Raw genomic sequence first — 20,521 nt, 5'->3', positions numbered from 1 at the left:
ACAATCAAGGACAAGCATGACGGTGCGACGCGACATTGCAGTCGTTGCAGCTTCGCAGGGCGGGTTCAAGGCGCTATGCCGGCTCGTGAGTGCGCTCGATCCCGACTATGAAGGCTCGCTTCTGATCGTGCTCCATTCGGGAATGACAGGGCCGCGTCTTTTGGGCGAGTGCATCCAGCGGCATACGTCGCTCACCGTGGAATACGGGCGTCACGGACAAAGCATCGAGCCCGGACGCATTTATCTCGCGCCGCCGGGCCGTCATCTCGTGGTATCGGCTGACGGCCATCTCGCGCTCGACGACGGTCCCAAGGTCCATCACGTGCGCCCGGCGGCCGATCCGCTCTTCGAATCGGCGGCGGCGTGCTTTCACGGACGCGTCGTGGGCGTCGTGCTGACGGGCGGCGGGGGCGACGGAACGCGGGGCTTGCAGGCGATCAAGGCGGCGGGCGGAATGAGCATCGTGCAACATCCCGCGCAGGCCGAAGCGCCGCAAATGCCGATGAACGCCCTGAATTTCGATAGCCCCGATCAGGTTCTGTCGGTCGCCGAAATCAGCCATCTGCTCGGACCGCTGGCGCGTCAGCGAGCACGCTCGCGGGCCGACCGCGCGGGAAGCGCCTGACGGATCAACGCACTTCGGTGCTGCGCACGTCCCAGCCGAACTTCACGGCGCCGCCGAGCGCGCCCTTGTCGTCCTGCGGCTTGTATTCGAACTCGATGTCCGCGTAGCTCAGATCGACCGTCTGCTCCGGATGGCCATTCGGCACGCAGATCAGCGAGACCTTCGTCACCGTGACCTGTTTCATCGTGACGGTGAGAAATTCCTTCTGCCCTTCGCCCGCCTTGCTGACGGTGAGTTTCGCGTTCGCCATGTGCTTGCCGCTCGCGCAGTTCTTCTTGAGCGTGGGCGCGGACTTGTCGTACTGATGCACGAACTGGAACACGCCGGGGCACGCCTTGCCGATGCCGCTGCCGCTGCCCGTCATCGGGTTGCTCGCGTTCGTCACGCCCCAGTTGAAACTCAGCACTTCGATCTGCCCTTCCGCCCCCTTGTGCTTCGACTCGCCGTCGATTCCATCGATCTTGAGATAACAGTCGGTCGTAGCCATGTGATCCTCCGTCGTGATCGGCTTTCGTTGCGCGCCGCGCGTGCAATCCACTGGTAAAACGAAACGCACCGCGCATTTTTGAACTTCAAAATCGCGCGATGTGCGCCGTCTTGTGTTCAGACCGTCGTCCACCGGATGAGCACGATGCAACCCAGCGATACGCGCCCCGACAGCCACCTCACGCTCGACGCCCTGCGCCAGTTCGATCTGCTCGCGCTCACGGAATCGGACGACATGTTCCTGCACGTCGTCCCCAAGCGCAGCAACACGCCGGTCAAGGGCGAAGCGGCCAAGCGCGGCGACTGGGACACGCCGATGCAGATCCACGGCTGGCGCTGGGCGCAAGGCTACGACGCCGCGCCGCACGCCGCCGCGCTCAATGCCAACGACATGCGCGTCACGGCGCTTTGCGTCATCAAGTCGGTGGACTCGGCCTCGCCCGTCCTCGCGAAGCTGTGCGCGCAGGCCGAACTGCTCGCGGTTGCGCATGTGAAGTGCTTCAAGGCGGCGGGCACGGACCACGGCGTGCAGATCGAATATCTGTCGATGAAGCTGGAGCAGGCGTACATCCGCAACTATCAGATCTACACGAGCGTGCGCCTTGCGCGGCCCTGCGAGGTCTTCGAACTGTCGGCGCAACAACTGACGATGACCTGTGCGCCGCAGACCGCGACCGGCAGCCGCGGGGCGGAAGTGACCTTCGCGCTCGATGTATCGACGCGGCGCGTGAGTTGAGCGCAAGGACCGCGCGATGAACGAGCCCAGCGCCGCCGACCGTCTGCAGCCCACGCTGCTCGACCGCCTGATCGACGACGATCCCGCCACGCGCGCCGATCCGCCCGGCGAGCGCTTCATGTCGCATCGCGGGCTGCGCGCGGCCGTGCTGCGCGACGTGTCGTGGCTCTTCAACACGACGAATCTCGGCGGCGCGATCGTCGAGGACGACTTTCCGCACGCGTTCGCATCGGTGCTCAATTACGGCTTGCCGTGTTTCTCGGGGCGATTCGCATCGACCATCGACACGGTATTGCTCGAACAGGCGATTCGCCAGGCGATCGAGCGCTTCGAGCCGCGCATCGATCCCTCGACGCTCGAAATCGAGCCGGTGCTCGACCGTTCCGTGCTCGACATGCACAACCAGATCGCGCTCGTGATTCGCGGCCTGCTCTGGGCGCAGCCCGTGCCGCTGGAATTCGCGCTGCGCACGCAGATCGATCTGGAAGAAGGCGGCATCACGGTGATGGAACTCCCGCGCTGACCACGACGACCACGCACATGGACCCGCGACTTCTGCGTCACTACAACACCGAGCTCGCGCATCTGCGGGAGATGGGCGCGGAGTTCGCGCAGCAGTTTCCGAAGATCGCCGCGCGCCTCGGCATGAGCGGCATCGACGTGGCCGATCCCTATGTCGAGCGTCTGCTCGAAGGCACGGCGTTTCTCGCGGCGCGCGTGCAACTGAAGATCGAAGAGGAGTTTCCGCGCTTCACGCAGCAACTCGCGCATGTCGTGCTGCCGCAGGCCGCCTGCCCGACGCCTTCGATGCTGATCGCCCGTCTCGCGCCCGATCTCGCGAATCCGAATCTCGCCGATGGCTTCACCGTGCCGCGCGGCACCGCGCTCATCGCCCGGCATGCCGCGAGCGCGCACATGACGCCGTGCGAATTCCGCACCGGCGCCGATCTCACGCTCTGGCCGATCGAGCTGACGGACGCGCGCTATGTCGCGCAGATGCAGGACCTGCCGCTCGCCGCGATTCCCGCGACGCAGACGCTCGCGCCGCGCGTGAAGGGCGCGCTGCGCATCCGCCTCGCGACGCCCGAAGGCCTGTCCTTCGACGCATTGCGTCTCGATGCGCTGAACCTGCATTTCGCGGGCGGCGACGAAACCGCGTATCGCCTGTACGAACTCGTGATGTCGGGGACGCTCGCCGTCGTCGTATCGACGCCCGAGCGCCCGAGCCGCGCGCTTGCCGCGTTGCCTGCCGATGCCGTCGCGCCCGCCGGTTTCGGCGATCGCGAAGCGCTCCTGCCCGTCACGCCGAACGCGTTTCAGGGTTATCGGCTGCTGCATGAGTATTTCGCGCTGCCCGAGCGGTTTCGATTCGCGCGCCTCGCCGGGTTCGCCGATGTGCTGCCGTCGTTCGCATCGCGCGAAATCGAACTGACGTTTCTGCTCGCGAACGGCGATGCGTCGCTCGAACGCATCGTCACCAAGGACAACGTGTTGCTCGATTGCGTGCCCGCGATCAATCTCTTCGCGAAGCACGCGGATCGCGCGCTCGTGACCGAAGCCGCCGCGCGCTTTCATGTCGTGCCGGACCGCACGCATCCGCTCGACTTCGAAGTGCATTCCGTCACTGCCGTCTCGGGCTACGGCGCGAACGACGATGCGGAGCAGACATTCCATCCGTTCTACGCGGACTTTCTCGCGGACCGCCCCGGCGAGGCCGCGTACTTCACGACCGAGCGCGAGCCGCGCATCGTGCCCGCCGGACGGCGCAAGAGCGGCGCGCGCACGGAATACGTGGGCAGCGAGACGTATGTATCGATCGTCGACCCCAACGCCGCGCCGTATCGCGGCTCGCTGCGGCAACTGTCGTTCGCGACGCTCTGCACCAATCGCGATCTGCCTTTGATGATGCCGCGCAGCGCCACCGGCGACGATTTCTCGCTCGACATCGCCGCGCCCGTGAGCCGCGTGCGCTGTGTGAGCGGCCCGTCGCGGCCCGCGCCCGCGAATCTCGACGCGGCGCGGAGCTGGCGGCTCATCGATCAATTGTCGCTGCATTACCTGTCGGTGTCGAACGGGCCGCGCGAAGCCGCCGCCGCGTTGCGCGCGCTGTTGATGCTGCATGTCGCGGACGCCGATCAGGCGGGGCGAAGCCAGGTCGCGGGCGTCGCCGCCGTGGATGCGCGCGGCGTCGTGCGCCGTCTGCCGATGCCCGGTCCGATCGCGTTCGGTCGCGGCCTCATGATCGACGTGCTCGTCGACGATCTCGCCTTTCAGGGCGGCAGCGCGTGGCTCTTCGGCTGCGTGCTGGACCGCTTTTTCGCGCGCTACGTGTCGATCAACGCGTTCGTGCAGACCGCTTTGCGCACGAGCGCGCGCGGCGAAATCCTGCGCCTGGCACCGCGATGCGGGACGAGAGCGATCTTCTGAGCGCGGCGGCGCTGCCCGAGCCTGCGCGCGCACTCGTCGATCTCTTCGATGCAGTCGCCGCCGAGCCGCATCGGCACGATTTCTATCGCCTGATGCGGCACGTCGAGGCACTGACGCCGCACTTGCCGCGTCTCGGCTGCGGCGCGCGTCCCGCCGACGAGCCGCTGCGTCTCGCGCAGGACGTATCGCTTTCGTTCGCGCCCGCGCCGCTCGCCGCGCTCACACGCGATGAGAACGCCCGCGCGCCGCGCCTCGAACAGCGCTTCTTCGGTTATCTCGGACCGAACGGCCCGCTGCCGCTGCATCTGACGGACTTCGCCCGCGAGCGCGCGCTGCATCGCGGCGACACGGCTTTCGCGCACCTGCTCGATACGCTGCTGCATCGATTCCTGCTGCTGTTCTATCGCGCGTGGGCGCAGGGACGGCCGGTAGCGTGGCTGGATCGTCCCGGCCACGACCGCTTCGCCTTCTATGCGGGCGCGCTGATCGGACTCGCGGATGAAGCCAGCCGCAATCGCGACGCCGTCTCCGATCACGCGAAGCTGCATTTCGCGGGCCTCGCCAACATGCAGACGCGTCCCGCCGACGCGCTCGAAGCGATCGCGAGCGCGCTCTTGCGCGTGCCGGTGCGCGTGGAGCCGTATCGCGGGCACTGGATGACGCTGCAACGCGACGAGCGCACTGCGTTGCGGCATCGGGCGATGCGCGGTCCCGGCGATCCAGCGGGCTTCGCCCAACTCGGACGCGGCGCGGTGCTGGGACGCGCGGTGTGGGATCGGCAGCACGCGTTTCGCCTCGCGATCGGGCCGCTGTCGCTCGCGCAGTTCGAGTCGCTGCTGCCGGGCGGCGCCGCGCTGCCGACGCTCGTCGCCGTGGTGCGCCGGCATCTGAACGGCGAGCTTGCATGGGACGCGCAACTCGTCCTCGCCGCCGACGACGTGCCGACCGCGCAGCTCGGCCGCTACGGACGGCTCGGCTATTCGGCGTGGCTCGGTCTCGCCGCGCGCCGCGCCGATTGCGCCGATCTCGCGCTCGACGCCGACGCGCATCTCGCCTGAACGCGGACACGTTGAAAAAAAGCCGCCGCTGCGCCGTCTTATCGGATGGAGGCGCGCCTTCGATCCGCGCGCATCGTAAAAAAAGGAGTCCGGCGATGGCGGAAATCAGTCGTGTCGCGCTGTTCGGCAAGCTCGACAGGCTCGGCTACAAGACCGTCGAAAGCGCGACGGTCTACTGCAAGATGCGCGGCAATCCGTATGTCGAGCTGGCGCACTGGATCATGCAGATTCTGGAGACGCCGAACTCCGACTGGCAGCGCATCGTCGCGCATTACGGCGTGGACGCCGCCGCCCTTGCGCGCGAGCTGACGGCGTCGCTCGATCGCCTGCCGCGCGGCGCGACGTCGATCTCCGACATCTCCGAGCACATCGGCGATGCGATCGAGCGCGGCTGGGTCTACGGCACGCTGCTGTTCGGCGCGAACAAAGTGCGGACCGGGCATGTGCTCGTCGGCATGCTGAAGACGCAGCGGCTGCGCAGCGTGCTCGTCGGCATATCGCGGCAATTCGAGCGCATCAAGCCGGAAGACCTGTCGGACAATTTCGCGCGCATCGTCGCGGATTCGGTCGAGGAAAGCGAAGCCGAGCCGCAGCCGGACGCGGCCGATGCGCAAGCCGCGCCCGCCGCCATGGGCCAGCAGGAAGCGCTGCGCAAATACGCGACCGATCTCACCGACAAGGCGCGCCGCGGCCAGCTCGACCCCGTTACGGGCCGCGACGACGAGATTCGCCAGCTCGTCGATATTCTCATGCGGCGGCGGCAGAACAATCCGCTGCTGACGGGCGAAGCGGGCGTCGGAAAGACCGCCGTTGTCGAAGGCTTCGCGCAGCGGCTCGCGCGCGGTGACGTGCCGCCGCCCTTGCGCGAGGTCGCGCTGCTGTCGCTCGATCTCGGGCTTTTGCAGGCGGGCGCGAGCATGAAGGGCGAGTTCGAGCAGCGTCTGCGTCAGGTCGTCGAGGATGTGCAGGCGAGTCCGAAGCCGGTGATTCTCTTCATCGACGAAGTGCATACGCTCGTCGGCGCGGGCGGCGCGGCCGGCACCGGCGATGCCGCCAATCTGCTGAAACCGGCGCTCGCGCGCGGCGATCTGCGCACGATCGGGGCCACGACGTGGGCCGAATACAAGCGGCACATCGAGAAAGATCCCGCGCTCACGCGGCGCTTTCAGGTCGTGCAGGTTCGGGAGCCGGACGAGGACAAGGCCGTGCGGATGCTGCGCGGCGTCGCGGCGGTGCTCGAAGGGCATCATCGCGTGCAGTTGCTCGACGAGGCGATCGAGGCGGCCGTGCGGCTGTCGCATCGCTATATTCCGGCGCGGCAGTTGCCCGACAAGGCCGTGTCGCTCATCGACACGGCGTGTGCGCGCGTCGCCGTCAGCCAGCACGCGACGCCGCCGCTCGTCGACGACTGCCAACGCCGTATCGAGGCGCTCGAAGTCGAGGCGCAGATCGTCGCGCGGGAGGCGAATGCGGGCGTCGATGTCGGCACGCGCGCAGCCGATGTCGCCGCGATGCTCGCACGCGAACGCGATGCGCTCGGCGGGCTCGAAGCGCGCTGGAACGAGGAAAAGCGCGTCGTCGACGAACTGCTTGCGTTGCGCGCGACGTTGCGCGAAGCCGCCGACGCCGCTTCACGCGATGACCAGCTCGCGCGCCTCGCGTCGCTCAAATCGCGTCTCGCCGAATTGCAGGCCGATGCGCCGCTGATTTTGCCGAGCGTCGACGCGGGCGTGATCGCGGGCGTCGTCGCCGATTGGACCGGCATTCCGGTCGGCAAAATGCTGAAGAACGAGCTGGCCGCCGTGCTCAATCTCGCCGATGCGCTCGATCGCCGCGTGATCGGCCAGCGCCACGCGCTCGAGATGATCGCGAAGCGCATCCAGACTTCGCGCGCGCGGCTCGACAATCCCGACAAGCCGATCGGCGTGTTCCTGCTCGCGGGCACGTCGGGCGTCGGCAAGACGGAAACGGCGCTCGCGCTCGCCGAAACGCTCTACGGCGGCGAGCAGAACGTCATCGTCATCAACATGAGCGAGTTTCAGGAAGCGCATACGGTTTCGACGCTGAAGGGCGCGCCGCCCGGCTATGTGGGTTACGGCGAGGGCGGCATCCTGACCGAAGCGGTGCGCCGCCGTCCGTACAGCGTCGTGCTGCTCGACGAAGTGGAGAAGGCGCATCCCGACGTCCACGAAATCTTCTTCCAGGTTTTCGACAAGGGCTGGATGGAAGACGGCGAAGGGCGTTACATCGACTTCAAGAACACGATCATCCTGCTGACGTCGAACGTCGGCTCGGAAGTCATCATGTCGATGTGCCGCGATCCCGCGCGCGCGATCGCGCCGGAGGAACTCGCGCGCGCGTTGCGCGGCCCGCTGCTCGACGTGTTTCCCGCCGCGCTGCTCGGCCGGCTCGTCACGGTGCCCTACTACCCGCTTTCCGACGCGATGATGGCCGACATCGTGCGGCTTCAGCTCGAACGCATCCGGCGGCGCGTCGCGGACAATCACGGCATTCCGTTCGAGTACGACGACGACGCCGTGCGGCTCATCGTTTCGCGCTGCACGGAAGCCGAATCGGGCGGCCGCGTGATCGACGCGCTGCTCACGAACACCGTCCTGCCGCGCATCTCGACGGAATATCTGACGCGTCTCACCGAAGGCGGCGCGCTGGCGCACATCCGGCTCTCGGCGAGCGCGGGCGACTTCGTCTACGCGTTCGAGTGAACCATGCTCACGCTCACGGTGACGCTTCACAACGGACAGCCGCCGCGCGTGCCGCTCTGGGCGACCTTCGATGCCGACGGCGGCACGGTCGGGCGTGCGGTCACGAACCGGCTCGTGCTCGATGACGCCGAGCGCACGGTCTCGCGTCTGCATGTGCAGATCGAGTGGCGCGACGGGCGCTTTCTGCTGATCGACCGCGGCAGCAATCCGGCGCTCGTCAACGGCGCGCCGCTCGATCCGGGCCAGGAAGTCGCGCTCGCGCACGGCGACGAAGTGCAGATCGGCGGCTATCAGCTGCGCGCGGATATCGGCGTCGATGACGATACGGTCACGGCCAACGCGCCATCGGACGATCCGTTCGCGGGATTGTTCGACGCGGGTTCGTCGGCGCCTGGCGATTTCGACGCCAACCTCCACACGCCGAAGCCGAAAGCTGCCGAACACTTCGACTTCGGCTTCGACGATCCGGCGGGCAAACGCTCGATCGACGAGTTGTTCGACCTCGCGCCGGGCGCGTCGTCCGACGGAGCGTCGATCACCGATCCGCTCGTCGAACCGCTTGCGCAGCCCAACACCGCGCACGATGCCGATCCGTTCGCCAGCCTGACGGCCGCGGCGCGCCCCGCCGGGACGCCCGCGACGCGGCCGGACGCCGGATCGGAACTGCACAGCGCGTTCACGCCGCCGCGTCCGCGATCGGCGCCGACGCCGTCAGCGGTTGCATCGAGAGCGGAGCTCGCCGACGATCGCGCGCTCGTCGATGCCTTCCTGCGCGGGCTGAACACGCACGGCGTGCGCATCGATGCGCTGACGCCCGCGCTGATGCAGCTTCTCGGCGAGCTGCTGCGCGAAGCGGCGCGCGGCACGCTCGAACTGCTCGCCGCGCGCGCCGCGCTCAAGCGCGAGATGCGAACGGGCGCGACGATGATCGAAGCGTCGGACAACAATCCGCTCAAGTTTTCGCCGAACGTGGAGGCCGCGCTCATGCATCTGCTCAATCCGCAGATGCGCGGCTTCATGCCGCCCGCCGCCGCCCTCGACGATGCGTACGCCGATCTGCGGGCGCATCAGGTCGGCATGGTCGCGGGGATGCGCGCGGCGCTCGACGGCGTGTTCGAGCGCTTCGAGCCGCAGCGCATCGAGGCGCGGCTGTCCGGGCGCTCGCTGCTCGACGGCGTGCTGCCAGGATTGAATCGCCGCGCGCGCTGCTGGGATCTTTTCATCGAGATGTACGGCCAGCTTTCGCGCGAAGCCACCGAAGATTTCCATACGCTGTTCGGCCGGGCGTTCGTCGCCGCCTACGAGGCGCAGATCGACGAGCTTAAACAACGCCGGTAACGAGAGACACGACATGCAATTGCAAACCGCGAGCGTGAGCGATGTGGGCGGCCGGTCGCGCAACGAGGACGCGCTGGCGACGTGGCGGCATGCGGCGCTCTTTGCGAGCGTGGTCGCGGACGGCGCGGGCGGTCACGGCGGCGGCGATGCGGCATCGCGCATCGCGGTCGATACCGTGCTCGCGGAATTGACGCGCGTGGCATCGGCGGGCGTCGCGCTGACCGGGCCGAACCTGTTGCGCGTGTTGCTGCGCGCGAACGACGCGATCATCGATGCGCAGGAGCACGACCGCGATCTTTCGCAGATGCGTTCGACGGCGGTGCTGCTCGGCATCGACGAAAGCACGGGCATCGCGGCGTGGGCGCATTGCGGCGACACGCGGCTTTACTGCTTCCGGCGCGGCGCGACGGTTGTGCAAACGCAGGATCACAGTCTCGTGCAGAGCATGATCGATGCGAATCTGCTGGAGAGCCGCGACGTGCGAACGCATCCGCGCCGTAACGTGCTGTTTTCGGCGCTCGGAACGGCGGATGATCTGTCGATCGCGGCGTCGGATGAGCCGTTTCTCATCGCGGAGGGCGACGCCTTTCTGCTTTGCACCGATGGGTTTTGGGAGTATCTCGACGAGTCGGTGATGATCGATGCGATCGGGCGCGCTCGGACGCCTCAAGCGTGGCTGGATCTGATGGTGGCGCATCTGCGTGAGGCCGCGCGGCCGGGGCACGATAACTTTAGTGCCAGCGCGGTTTGGGTGGGGGATGCTTCGCAGGTGACGGTGATGCAAATGCCCGCGACGTAACCATCGCGGGCATCATCCAACCAACCACGCATCAAGCCGCCTGCTTCGCCGAAGGCAACCTCGAAACCAGCCTGAGCGACACCGTCAGCCCTTCCAACTGATAATGCGGCCGCAAGAAGAACTGCGACGTGTAATACCCCGGCGCGCCCGGCACTTCCTGCACTTTGACCTCCGCGGCCGCGAGCGGCTTTTGCGCCTTCGTGTGCTCGGACGAATTCGCCGGATCGCCATCGACGTACTGCGTGATCCACTTGTTGAGCCAGATCTCCATATCCGAGCGTTCCTTGAACGTGCCGATCTTGTCGCGCACGATGCACTTCAGATAATGCGCAAAGCGGTTGCAAGCAAAGAGATACGGCAACCGCGCGGCAAGCGCGGCATTCGCGGTCGCGTCCGGATCTTCATACTCGAACGGCTTTTGCAGCGACTGCGCGCCGATGAACGCCGCGAAATCCGAGTTCTTGCGATGAATCAGCGGCATGAAGCCGTTCTTCGCCAGTTCCGCCTCACGCCGGTCTGAAATGGCGATCTCGGTCGGGCATTTCATATCGACGCCGCCGTCGTCGGTCGGAAAACTGTGCACCGGCAAACCTTCGACCGCGCCGCCCGATTCCACGCCGCGAATCCGCGAGCACCAGCTATACAACTTGAACGACCGGTTGATGTTCACCGCCATCGCATAAGCGGAATTCGCCCACGTGTATTTCGTGTGATCCGCGGAACCGGTGTCTTCCTCGAAGTCGAATTCATCGACCGGTTCGGTCTTCGCGCCGTACGGCACGCGCGCCAGAAAACGCGGCATCGCGAGACCGATGTAACGCGAATCCTCGGATGCGCGCAGCGATCTCCAGCTCGCATATTCCGGTGTCCCGAATATCTTGGTGAGATCGCGCGGATTGGCCAGCTCCTGCCACGAGTCCATCTGCAAGAGACTCGGATCGGCGGCGGCGATGAACGGCGCATGCGCCGATGCCGCGATCTTCGACACTTCGCCGAGCATCTCGACATCGGGCGGCGTCTGGTTGAAGTAGTAATCGCCGATCAGCGCGCCGAACGGCTCGCCGCCCAACTGCCCGTACTCGTGCTCGTAAATCTGCTTGAAAAGCGGACTCTGATCCCACGCGACGCCCTTGAAGCGCTTGAGCGTCTTGCCTAGATCCTTCTTCGAGATGTTCATCACGCGAATCTTGAGCATCTCGTCGGTTTCGGTGTTGTTGATGAGATAGTGCAGCCCGCGCCACGAACCCTCGAGCTTCTGGAAGTCCGCGTGATGCATGACTTCGTTGACCTGCTCGGTGAGCTTCGCGTCGATCTCGGCGATCATCGCCTGAATGGAGCGGATCGCATCGCCGGAAACGAGCTTCGTCTGCGAAAGCGCCTGCTGCGCGAGCGTCTGCACGGCCGTCTGCACGGCGCTCTTGGCTTCGTCGCTCTTCGGACGGAACTCACGGTTGAGCAGCGCGGCGAGATCGTCGCCTTCGAGCAGCGCGCCCTGCAAAGCGGAAGGCGCTTCGGCTTGCGGTTCGGCGGATTGCGGAATGTCGGACATGGTCGTTTCCTTTCAAGGCTCTCGGGTCTCATTCGGCTGCAGCAGCCGCGGATGGCGCAGCCGTGGCGAGCGTCTTGAGCAGCGCGGGATCGTCGAGCACGCGCGCGATCAGTTCTTCCGCGCCGTTCTTGCCGTCCATGAAGATGACGAGATTCGCGAGCTGCGTGCGCGCTTCGAGCAACTTCGCGAGCGCATCGACCTTGCGCGCGACGGCCGCGGGCGAAAAATCGTCCATGTTCTCGAACGTGATATCGACGCTGATGTTGCCCTCGCCCGTCAGCTTGTTCGGCACCTGAAACGCGACGCGCGGATGCATCGCCTTCATGCGGCTGTCGAAGTTGTCGATGTCGATCTCCTGGAACTTGCGCTGATCGACGGGCGGCAGCGCTTCGGCGGGCTTGCCGGAGAGATCGGCCATCACGCCCATCACGAACGGAAGCTGAATCTTCTTCTCGCTCCCATAAGTTTCGACGTCGTATTCGATCTGCACGCGCGGCGCACGATTGCGCCCGATGAATTTCTGACTGCTGGTTGCCATGACGTCTCCTTCGAGTGGGCATGAGCCACGCAATTAAAACGAACGAGTTGTGGCCGGATTGAAGACTCGATTCGAGAACCCGCGCTCACTGCGGCCTCGTCCCCGCGATCAGATGAATCTGCGCGAGGCTGTCGGGCGCGAGATCCTGCATCACCGCGAGAAAATCCTTGCCCATCAATCCGCGCGCGCGGCGGATCAACAGCGGCGCGGGATTGGTCGGCTCGGTGCGTTCGAGAAACGCGCACACCGCGTCGAGCGCGGCGAGCGCATCGTCGCGCGTCGCGATCTCGCCGGGGCGAGCAATCGCGCGACGAAGCGTCGGCGCTGCTTTCATCTTCGTGATGTCGGCGGATGCTTCGGGCGCGTCCGTCGAAGCGAACGCGCGAAACTGCGCGGCGACGTGACGCGTCGCGATCGTCAGCGCGGTCATCGAAGGCGCGCGTTCCGCGCCGAGCTTCTCCGTCAGGCAAGCGCACAGCGTCTGCACGGCGCGCGGCAGATCGAGCCCATTCGCGAGAAGCTCGGCATCCTGCGCCACGGCATCGGCGAGCATGCCTTCCACGCGCGCCGGCGTCGCGGCGTTCGCGCCTTCCTCCGGCGCGAGCCTGCCCTGCGCCACCAGAATGTCGCGCACGGCGAGCCGCTCGCCATGCACGCGACACACTTCGCATTCGCGCAGATCGTGCAGCAAGGTCTCGGCTTCCGCGAACGGCGTGTAGGCATCGGCGAGCGGCGCAAGCGCGTTGATGCGCAATACGGCATCGTTGTCGTCATCGTGATCGAGCGGCGGGAAGAGGCCGTCCCAATAGCGCTCGACGAGGCCCGTCAGCAGGCGCAAACCCGCATGAAAGCCCGCGAGTCCGTGGACATGCGCCGCCGCGCGCGTCCACGCAATCGCCACGCGCACATCCTTCGAGCGCGCGAGCAGCGCGTCGCCCTGCTCCAGCACGTCGTTCCACGGCGGCGGCTCGACGAGCACGTCGAACTGACGCTGCGGCATGCCGCGCGCGAGCGCTTCGAATTCGAGAAACGCCGGGTCGTATTCCAGATCGATGCCTGCGGGCGGCGTCGTTTCTGTCGGCGCGAGGAGCGGTTCGATGTCGATCATCGCGGCTCCTCAAAACTCGCCGCAGCCGTGCTGTCCGTTCACGACCAGACAGTTGTTCAGATTCGGCCGCGAGCGCACGCGCTTCCATTCCGCCGCGAGCGCGTCGGCGTCGCCTTCGGGCTGTTGCAGCGCGAGGATCGGCTCGTTCGTGCCGACGCAGATGTTGACCGCGCCCAGATTGCTCTCGTAGACGAAGGTCTGTTCCTGCGCCGTGAAAAGCGGCTGAAGTCCGCTGGTGTTGAAAACGGCGCCCTGAAGCTGCATCGGCGTGACGGTCAGCGTGCCCGGCTCCACGACGACGTTGTAGCCAACCGGCGACGAAAACGTGCCGTCGATGCCATACACGCCCGCCGCCGATATCGTCGTCGCGGACGAGCCGAGCCGCCCCGCGACGACGGACGTGCTGCGCCGATCGCCGGCCAGCAGACCGCTGACGTCGAAACCGAACGCGCCGTTCGCTCCGCCTTGCTCGCGCGTTTGACTGCCGATGGTGACGGTGACCGTCGGCCGGTCGGCGTAGACGAAGTGGTTGCCGTCCGCCGGCACGACGCTCTGCGACGGCTGCTTGTTCCAGCTACAGAATCCGCCGTAGACGCAGCCGTAGAAGTTCGGCAGCGCGCCGCCCGGATCGACGCCGTTGCGGTTCTCGCCGTTGCGCGTCGCCGCCCAGATGCGCCACGCGTTGCCCGCGCCGATCGTGCCGCCCGACGCGTTGTCGAAGACGCCGCGCTCCATCACGAGGTCGATGCTGCCGCCCGCGCTCAGGTGCGTCGGCGCGCCGGGCGTGCCGGGTGTGCCGGGTGTTCCGATCGCGATCGCGCCGCCATCGGAAATCGCGGTCAGGTTGCCGGTGACGTTCGGCTGCGATCCGCCGATTCTGGCGAGGTTGCCCGTCGCGCCGTCGAAACCATTGGCGCTCGCCGTGCCGATCGTGAAGCCGCCCGCCGTCGCAAACCGCACGTCATGCGCGCCCGACAGCGCGAGCACTTTGACGTCGTTGCCCGCGTCGGCGAGATCGAAGTCGCCGCCGCCCGCGAGCAAAAGCGTCTGCGCTTTTATGCCGCCCGGATCGGTGACGCGACCGGACGAATCGAGCGCGAGCGTCCTGTCCGGCATCGCGGCGCCCGACGGCAGATCGATGCCCTGGCTGCCCGCGCCCGTGTTCTGCAGCGTGAGGTCGTGCGCGAAGCCTTGCGGCAGGCTGACCGTGATCTTCCCGGTCTGGGTCGACGAGCCGATGACGACCGTCGCGATGTTCGACGCGATCGCGCCGAGCATCGACGGTCCGATGCTGAGGCCGCTGCTTGCGCCGAGCACGTTGATCGCCTGCGCGTTGTCGCCGACGATGTCGAAGTCCGCGCCGACCTTGCCGGGCACGAACACGACCGTGCCGAAGCGCGACGAGAACGTGCTGCCCGAATCGTCGAACACGAAGCCGTATTTGCCCGAGTTCGACGCCCGCACGACGATCGTGCCGTAGTCGCCCGCCGAGAGCGTCGCCCGGTTCATATACAGCGCGGTGGCGGCGTCGGCGGGTGTCGATGCCGTGACCGACACCGTCTGCGCGGGCGCGTTGGCCTGAAGCGTCACATCGGCGAGCGATACGCCTTTGCCATGCGCGCCGTTCGCGTCGAGCTGGCCGTTGGTGCCGCCGCGAATATCCATCGAACCGTTCGCCGAGCCGACGACGCCGCGATTCGACGACGACGTGCCTGCCAGCGCCACGCCGTCCGCGCCGCTGCCCAGACCGTAGATCGTGACCGCGCCGTCGGCGTGCAAGCCGAGCGCCGGGCTCATGCCCGCCACGAACACGCCGTAGGCGGCGATGCCATCGGGCGCGGTGCCGCGAATCGACAGCCTGCCGCCGCTTGCCGCGACATCCGATGCTTCGAGATGCACGCCGTCGAAATGAACCGGTTCTTCGCTGCCCTCGATCGCCGGAACGTAGCGCCGCTTGCCGTTCGCCGACGTGCCGGTGATCGACACGTCCGCGCCGGTCGATGAGATCCGCGCGTTCTGCGCGTACACACCCGCGCCCGCGACGGCGGCGCTGCCGCCGCCGGCCGTCGCGCCCGTTCCCGTAATGCTCATCGCGCCGCCGGTGCCGAGCGACGTGCCGATGATCCGCACGCCGTTGCCCCCGACACGCCCGGGCGAACGCTGCACGACCGCCCCGGTGCCGTGAACATCGACGTCGCCGCTCGCGGACAAAATCACCGGAACGATCCCGCCAGCGCTCGTGCTGAGCGAAGCCCGCAGCAGGCTCACGCCGTCGCCGGTCACGCTGCCGATGCCGGTCGACACCGAGGTCGAAGTCGAAAGCGAGGCCACGGTCTGCACGGCGGGCCCCTTGCCGTCGATCGAAATGCGGCCCGTCTGCGTCTGCACGAGCGGTGCGTTCGCCGTGCTGATCGAGTTGATGTTCGTGGAGACGGACGCCGCCACCATGCTCACGCCGGAACCCGACACCGATCCGGTGTTGAGCGCCTGCACCTTCGGCCCGTTGCCGTTGAGCGTGATGCTGCCCGCGCCGCCTGTGCTCAGCGCGACCGACGATCCGCCGATGGCGATGCCCGAGCCGCCGACCGTTCCGCCGCTCACGGTTCCCGTGACGCTCGCCCCGTTGCCCGTAACGAAGATATCGCCGGCATCCGAAACGACGGACGGGCTGAAGGGAAAGCCTTGGCCCCCGTCCGCCGCGATGCTCACGCCCGAGCCGGACAGCGTTCCCCCGTTCAGGTTCGCGATCGTGGTCGCGGAGGCCGAAATCGAGACGTTGCCCGAGCCGGTATGCACGAGCGGACCGACGCCCGAGCCGAGGAATTCCGGCCGCAACATCACGCCCGCGCCGCTCACGCCGCCGAACGCGGTGCCGATCGACATCCCGTTGCCGATGATGTTCACGTTTCCCGACCCGGTCCGTATGACCGTGGTGCTCTGGTCGAGGCGTGCCGTCGGCGCGATCAGGACGCCGCCGCCGCTCACCGAGCTGACCGCGCTATCCATCGCCGGTCCCGTACCGGTGATGGAAATGTTGCCCGTCGTGGTACTCAATAGCGCCGTCGACGGACTGAGCGATGCCGGACGAAGCGCGACGCCGTAGATGTCGGTGAACGTCTGCACGCGCTCCTTGGTGGTCGGCGCGCTGCCTGTGATGCTGATGTTGCCCGACGACGTGCGCAGGCTCGATGTCCCGCCGATGGCGACGCCCGCCGGCGCCCCGAAGTCGCCGCCGGCCTGCCCCGACACGGAAATGTCGCTGACCGAAGTGGCGATGCTCGAACTGCTGATGGTGACGGGCGCATAGGCCTGGTTCTTCGTTAGGCCCACGTCCGTGTCGCTGATCCCGAAAATCGTGTCCGGAACCTTGAGCGTGCCTTGCCCGTTGACCGTCACCGAGCCGCTCGCGAGACCGGTCGGGCCTTGCGGCACGGTCGTGTCGATCCTGGAGTCGATGATGCCGACCGCCGCGCCGTCGAAGCGCTTCGCGGCCGCGGGCGTCCCGGCAACGCTTTGCGGCACGCCGATGGCCAGATAACCGCCATTCGTGCTGATCGACGCGCCGGAAAGCAGAATGTTGCTTTGCCCCGAGGCGCCCGTGTTCGCGTCGAGCACGACGTTCAGCTTGCCCGCCGGCCGCTGGTCGCCCGCCGCGCCGCCGATGGTTCCGAGCACGGTGATGGAGCCGTTGGCGCTCAGCGTGAGCGTGCCTTCGTTGTCGGCGGCGGTCTTTGTGATGCTCGTCCCTTTCAGCATCGTGATGTCGCCGTTGTATTCGCCTCCGCCGTCCTTGCTGGTCGAGATCGTCACCGACGCGCCCCGGTTCAGTTGCGACGTGATGTCCGACGCGAGCACGTAGCTGTCGCCCGCGCCCGGCGTGAACGTCACCGGATTCGTCGTCGTGGAAAGAGCCGGACCCAGGCTCGTGCTGAGCGCCTGAAGCGAGCAGCATGACGTGCTGTCGGTGGTGCCCGTGCTCACGCTCGACGGCGCCGTATTGACGATTTCGATGCTCGACGGATCGAGCAGCCATTGCCCGCCGTGCCCGCGCAGCGCCTCGACGTGAATCCGCGCACCGTCCGTCGCCAGATACTTGCCCGACGTCTCGACGAGCCCGCCGTTGCCGCCGCCCGGCCCGCCCTTCGCGGAAAGCTCGCCGTACACGCGCGCCGCTTCCGTCCCGAACATGACGATGTTGCCGCCGTCGCCCGCGACGAGCGCATCGGCCATGACGTGCGCGTTCGGGCTCATCCAGAGCGCATCGGCGTTGACGATGTCCGGCGCCTTGCCCGCCGCGCCGCCGCCCACACGCACGCGGCCGCCGCCGCCCGCGCCGCTCGCGTCGACACGCGCACCGTCGCTCACCGCGACGTGGTAGCCGGTCACGTCGATCTGTCCGCCCTTGCCCGAATCGGGCGCGCTGACATCGACGCTGCCGCCGATATCCGTCTCGCCCGCCGATCCGCCATCGAGCACGATGCGCCCGTTGCGCGACTCGACGCTCCTCGCGCGCACCGTGCCCGTCTGGTTGAGCACGCTCGCCGCGGCGTCGTCGGCGGCGCGCGCCGACATCACGATCTGTCCGCCGTCCGCCTGCAGCGTCCCCGAATTGCCGATGAGCGCGTTCGCGACCTTGTCGTTCACCTTCAGCATCGTGAGGCCGTCGCCCGCGAAATCGAGCGTGATGTCGCTGCCCGCGCCGATCGCGATCTTGCCGAGCGTCGCGCTGACGAGTCCGCTGTTGTCGACCTGCGCGCCGAGCAACGCGACCGCGCCGCCGGTCGCGGCCGTGATCGATCCTTGGTTCGACACCTTGCCGGCCGCCGCGCCGCCCTGCGCGAAGTGATATTTGCCCGCGAGAAACGCGTCGTTCGAAATGCCGAGCGTCGATGCGACGAGCGATCCCACATTCACCGATGCCCCGCGCGCGAACACGACGCCCGCCGGATTCACGAGAAACACTTGCCCGTTCGCGTTGAGCTGCCCCGCGATGCGGCTGACTTCATTGCCGACGACGCGATTGAGCAGCACCGCCTGCGCCGACGGCTGCGAAATATCGACGCGCTCGTTGCCCGCGATCGAAAACCCGTTCCAGTTCACGATGCCCTTCTGCGAGCCTTGCGTGATCGTCATCGACGTCGCGTTTGGCCGGTTGACCGTCACGCTGCCCGCCTGAACCTGCTCGCCGACCGGCAACGCGAACGCGCCCGGCGCCGCGACGACCACGAGGAGCGGCAACAGCGCGGATACCCTCAGATCGGCGCCCATGTGACGGGCGGCGCGTCTGGCGAAACGCCTGATCGCGCGCTCCCATTCCCGGCGATGCCTGCGGGTCCGTAGGCAGGTGATGTCGCTCATGTCGAACTCCTCGTTTCCTGTTTCCGCGCTAGAACGATTTGGATACCTGCACGTAGACGCGCGGCACCTTGTCGTCGCCGGTGGTGTCGGCGCGGGTCGTGCGCCAGGCTACGCTCGCATCCACGGTGATGCCGTACGGCCCGCTCCAGAACGCGCCGAGACCCACGCCGCTGCGCGTCACGGTGTTCGCGCCCTGTCCGGGAATCGAGCGCGCGTTGTAGCGGCCCACGCCGATATCGAAAAACGTCGACAGCGTCAGCGACGGAATCACCGCATAGCGAAGCTGGGCCGTGGCGATCAGCCCTTCATCGACGACGGATTCCGACGGCGAATACGCGCGCACCGCACGGGGCCCGCCGAGCGTGATGCGCGACGAGCTGTCGAGGTTCTGGTTCGCCCATTGCCCCGACACGCCGATGAAAAAGCTCGTATTGCGCGTGATCGCGTTCAGGCGATTGGCCTGCATCGTGAGGCGCACGCTGTTGCCTTGCGTGTTGCGCCCGAACGGTCCCTGATCGATGGCCTCGGCGAGCGCCGAATCGATGTTCAGATGCGCGAACGCCAGTTGCACGTCCGCGCTGTTGAAGCCGCCGCCGAGAAAGCTGTCGCGGCTCTCGTACGACAGCCCGACGCTCGCCACATACAGCTTCTGCGGATTGTCGAAGTTGACGCTGTCGATCTTGTCGGTGAGCGAGCGGTATTCGAGCGCGCCGCGCAACAGCAGGTTCTGGCTGCGCGAGCGGATCAGCGGATGCGACACCGACGCGGTGACGACATCCGCATCGCCATGCGCGTTCAGCGAGGAGAACTGCTCGCCGAGGTAGTAATACAGATGCGAATACGCGATGCCGACGCGCGTGCCGCTCGCATCGACGGGCGCGTCGTAGCCGATGCGTCCGTAGACGGTATCGGCGCGCTCGGCCGCGAGCAGGTTGATGTCCAGGTTGTCGCCGATGCCGAACGGCGACGCGAGCCGTCCCACCGCGCCGAGCCGCCAGCGCCCGGCGGGCGCCGCGCCGTAGTCGTCGACGGAAACCGCGAAGTTCCAGCGGCGCGTCGGCTCGACCGTCACGTTCAGATCGACGGTGCCGGGCGCGCTGCCCGTTTCCAGCGCCGAGCTCACGCGAATGCCGGGCAGGTCCGACAGCAGGAGCATCGTGCGTTCGAGTTCGTTTTGCCGCAGCGGCTTGCCGGGCTCAATCGCGGCGAGCCGCGCGCGCACCATCGATTCCTTGACGGGCGCGCCGGGCGCCATCGTCAGCCGCACGCGGCCGATCTTGCCTTCGAGCACGGTGAACGTGACGTCGCCGTTCGTCACGTCCTGCGGCGGAATCACGACCTGCGCGAGCGGATAGCCGCGCTCGCGATACGCCTGCGCGACCTTCGTGCTCATGGCGTTCAGATCGTTGATCGACACTTCCTGGCCGATCCTGTCGGAAACGAGCGCGAGCAGCGTGTCCGAGGGCAGCGTTTCGTTGCCCGCGAAACGAATGCTCTTCAGCGTGAACTTCTTGCCGTCCGGCACTTCCGGCGCGGCGGCCGGCGGCGCGGGCAGCGCGCTCGAACCGCCCGGCGGCGGCGCGGACGTCGACGGACGCGGCTGCTCGTTGAGCAGCGTGCCCGCGCTCGGCACTTGCGCCGTGCCCGGCATCGGCACCTGCTGCGCCCACGCGGAGAACGCGCTTGCACAGACGATGCCGACGCCCGCCGCACGCGCTTTCGAACGTGAGGAAAAGCATGGGGATTTCGTAGCTTGGTTCACTTCTGCAATCCTCA

General features: G+C 67.1%; 14 protein-coding genes. 8 read left to right on the top strand and 6 right to left on the bottom strand.

The annotated features are described in order from the left end of the window. Positions 1–16 precede the first annotated feature (16 nt). Positions 17–625, top strand: a complete 609-nt coding sequence (locus tag LDZ23_RS29385) for a chemotaxis protein CheB (RefSeq protein WP_008346467.1) — start codon at positions 17–19, stop codon at positions 623–625. Between the two features lie 4 nt (positions 626–629). Here the strand turns inward: LDZ23_RS29385 and LDZ23_RS29380 are convergent, their stop codons facing one another. Beyond that, entirely contained in the window at positions 630–1,112 is a 483-nt protein-coding gene (locus tag LDZ23_RS29380; RefSeq protein WP_008346465.1) for an Hcp family type VI secretion system effector, read from the bottom strand. Between the two features lie 144 nt (positions 1,113–1,256). Here LDZ23_RS29380 and LDZ23_RS29375 point away from each other — a divergent pair, with 144 nt between their 5' ends. The 7 genes from LDZ23_RS29375 (at position 1,257) to LDZ23_RS29345 (ending at position 10,192) form a co-directional block, all read left to right on the top strand. Beyond that, complete coding sequence (locus tag LDZ23_RS29375; RefSeq protein WP_008346463.1) at positions 1,257–1,847, top strand: type VI secretion system tube protein Hcp; 591 nt, start codon at positions 1,257–1,259, stop codon at positions 1,845–1,847. A gap of 16 nt (positions 1,848–1,863) precedes the next feature. Then, entirely contained in the window at positions 1,864–2,370 is a 507-nt protein-coding gene (gene tssE, locus LDZ23_RS29370) for a type VI secretion system baseplate subunit TssE (protein ID WP_008346462.1), read from the top strand. A 17-nt stretch (positions 2,371–2,387) separates the two neighbouring features. Further along, entirely contained in the window at positions 2,388–4,274 is a 1,887-nt protein-coding gene (tssF, locus tag LDZ23_RS29365) for a type VI secretion system baseplate subunit TssF (protein WP_244808287.1), read from the top strand. Next, positions 4,250–5,332, top strand: a complete 1,083-nt coding sequence (tssG, locus tag LDZ23_RS29360; protein ID WP_008346458.1) for a type VI secretion system baseplate subunit TssG — start codon at positions 4,250–4,252, stop codon at positions 5,330–5,332. The genes tssF and tssG overlap by 25 nt, the downstream gene beginning before the upstream one ends. A 95-nt stretch (positions 5,333–5,427) precedes the next feature. Then, positions 5,428–8,055 (top strand): type VI secretion system ATPase TssH, encoded by a 2,628-nt coding sequence (gene tssH / locus LDZ23_RS29355; RefSeq protein WP_008346457.1) that lies wholly within the window; start codon positions 5,428–5,430, stop codon positions 8,053–8,055. Between the two features lie 3 nt (positions 8,056–8,058). Next, entirely contained in the window at positions 8,059–9,393 is a 1,335-nt protein-coding gene (gene tagH / locus LDZ23_RS29350; protein ID WP_008346455.1) for a type VI secretion system-associated FHA domain protein TagH, read from the top strand. A gap of 13 nt (positions 9,394–9,406) precedes the next feature. Beyond that, positions 9,407–10,192 carry a PP2C family protein-serine/threonine phosphatase gene (locus LDZ23_RS29345; RefSeq protein WP_008346453.1) on the top strand — a complete coding sequence of 262 codons (786 nt, stop codon included), beginning with the start codon at positions 9,407–9,409 and terminating at the stop codon, positions 10,190–10,192. A 31-nt stretch (positions 10,193–10,223) separates the two neighbouring features. Here the strand turns inward: LDZ23_RS29345 and tssC are convergent, their stop codons facing one another. The 5 genes from tssC to LDZ23_RS29320 form a co-directional block, all read right to left on the bottom strand. Next, positions 10,224–11,741: a type VI secretion system contractile sheath large subunit gene (gene tssC / locus LDZ23_RS29340; protein WP_008346451.1), complete on the bottom strand. Its 1,518-nt coding sequence runs from the start codon at positions 11,739–11,741 to the stop codon at positions 10,224–10,226. A gap of 28 nt (positions 11,742–11,769) precedes the next feature. Then, entirely contained in the window at positions 11,770–12,279 is a 510-nt protein-coding gene (gene tssB, locus LDZ23_RS29335; RefSeq protein WP_008346450.1) for a type VI secretion system contractile sheath small subunit, read from the bottom strand. An 85-nt stretch (positions 12,280–12,364) separates the two neighbouring features. After that, positions 12,365–13,387: a type VI secretion system protein TssA gene (gene tssA, locus LDZ23_RS29330; protein WP_008346449.1), complete on the bottom strand. Its 1,023-nt coding sequence runs from the start codon at positions 13,385–13,387 to the stop codon at positions 12,365–12,367. A 9-nt stretch (positions 13,388–13,396) separates the two neighbouring features. Next, the gene (locus LDZ23_RS29325) at positions 13,397–18,745 is read right to left on the bottom strand and encodes a beta strand repeat-containing protein (RefSeq protein ID WP_081987198.1); all 5,349 of its coding nucleotides are present in this window, start codon (positions 18,743–18,745) and stop codon (positions 13,397–13,399) included. A 28-nt stretch (positions 18,746–18,773) separates the two neighbouring features. Further along, on the bottom strand, positions 18,774–20,507 hold the full coding sequence (locus LDZ23_RS29320; RefSeq protein WP_008346446.1) for a ShlB/FhaC/HecB family hemolysin secretion/activation protein: 1,734 nt from the start codon (positions 20,505–20,507) through the stop codon (positions 18,774–18,776). Positions 20,508–20,521: the final 14 nt, after the last annotated feature.

It is taken from the genome of Caballeronia zhejiangensis, assembly GCF_022879815.1.
GTDB classification, from domain to species: domain Bacteria; phylum Pseudomonadota; class Gammaproteobacteria; order Burkholderiales; family Burkholderiaceae; genus Caballeronia; species Caballeronia zhejiangensis.
Note: the sequence above shows the minus strand (reverse complement) of the source record. Positions and strands in the feature narration are given on the sequence as shown.

Coding starts and splice junctions, on each gene's coding strand:
- tssB (WP_008346450.1), bottom strand. CDS start 12,279: ATGGCAACCAGCAGTCAGAAATTCATCGGGCGCAATCGTGCGCCGCGC.
- tagH (WP_008346455.1), top strand. CDS start 8,059: ATGCTCACGCTCACGGTGACGCTTCACAACGGACAGCCGCCGCGCGTG.
- LDZ23_RS29375 (WP_008346463.1), top strand. CDS start 1,257: ATGCAACCCAGCGATACGCGCCCCGACAGCCACCTCACGCTCGACGCC.
- tssG (WP_008346458.1), top strand. CDS start 4,250: ATGCGGGACGAGAGCGATCTTCTGAGCGCGGCGGCGCTGCCCGAGCCT.
- tssA (WP_008346449.1), bottom strand. CDS start 13,387: ATGATCGACATCGAACCGCTCCTCGCGCCGACAGAAACGACGCCGCCC.
- LDZ23_RS29345 (WP_008346453.1), top strand. CDS start 9,407: ATGCAATTGCAAACCGCGAGCGTGAGCGATGTGGGCGGCCGGTCGCGC.
- LDZ23_RS29385 (WP_008346467.1), top strand. CDS start 17: ATGACGGTGCGACGCGACATTGCAGTCGTTGCAGCTTCGCAGGGCGGG.
- LDZ23_RS29325 (WP_081987198.1), bottom strand. CDS start 18,745: ATGAGCGACATCACCTGCCTACGGACCCGCAGGCATCGCCGGGAATGG.
- tssH (WP_008346457.1), top strand. CDS start 5,428: ATGGCGGAAATCAGTCGTGTCGCGCTGTTCGGCAAGCTCGACAGGCTC.
- tssE (WP_008346462.1), top strand. CDS start 1,864: ATGAACGAGCCCAGCGCCGCCGACCGTCTGCAGCCCACGCTGCTCGAC.
- tssF (WP_244808287.1), top strand. CDS start 2,388: ATGGACCCGCGACTTCTGCGTCACTACAACACCGAGCTCGCGCATCTG.
- LDZ23_RS29380 (WP_008346465.1), bottom strand. CDS start 1,112: ATGGCTACGACCGACTGTTATCTCAAGATCGATGGAATCGACGGCGAG.
- tssC (WP_008346451.1), bottom strand. CDS start 11,741: ATGTCCGACATTCCGCAATCCGCCGAACCGCAAGCCGAAGCGCCTTCC.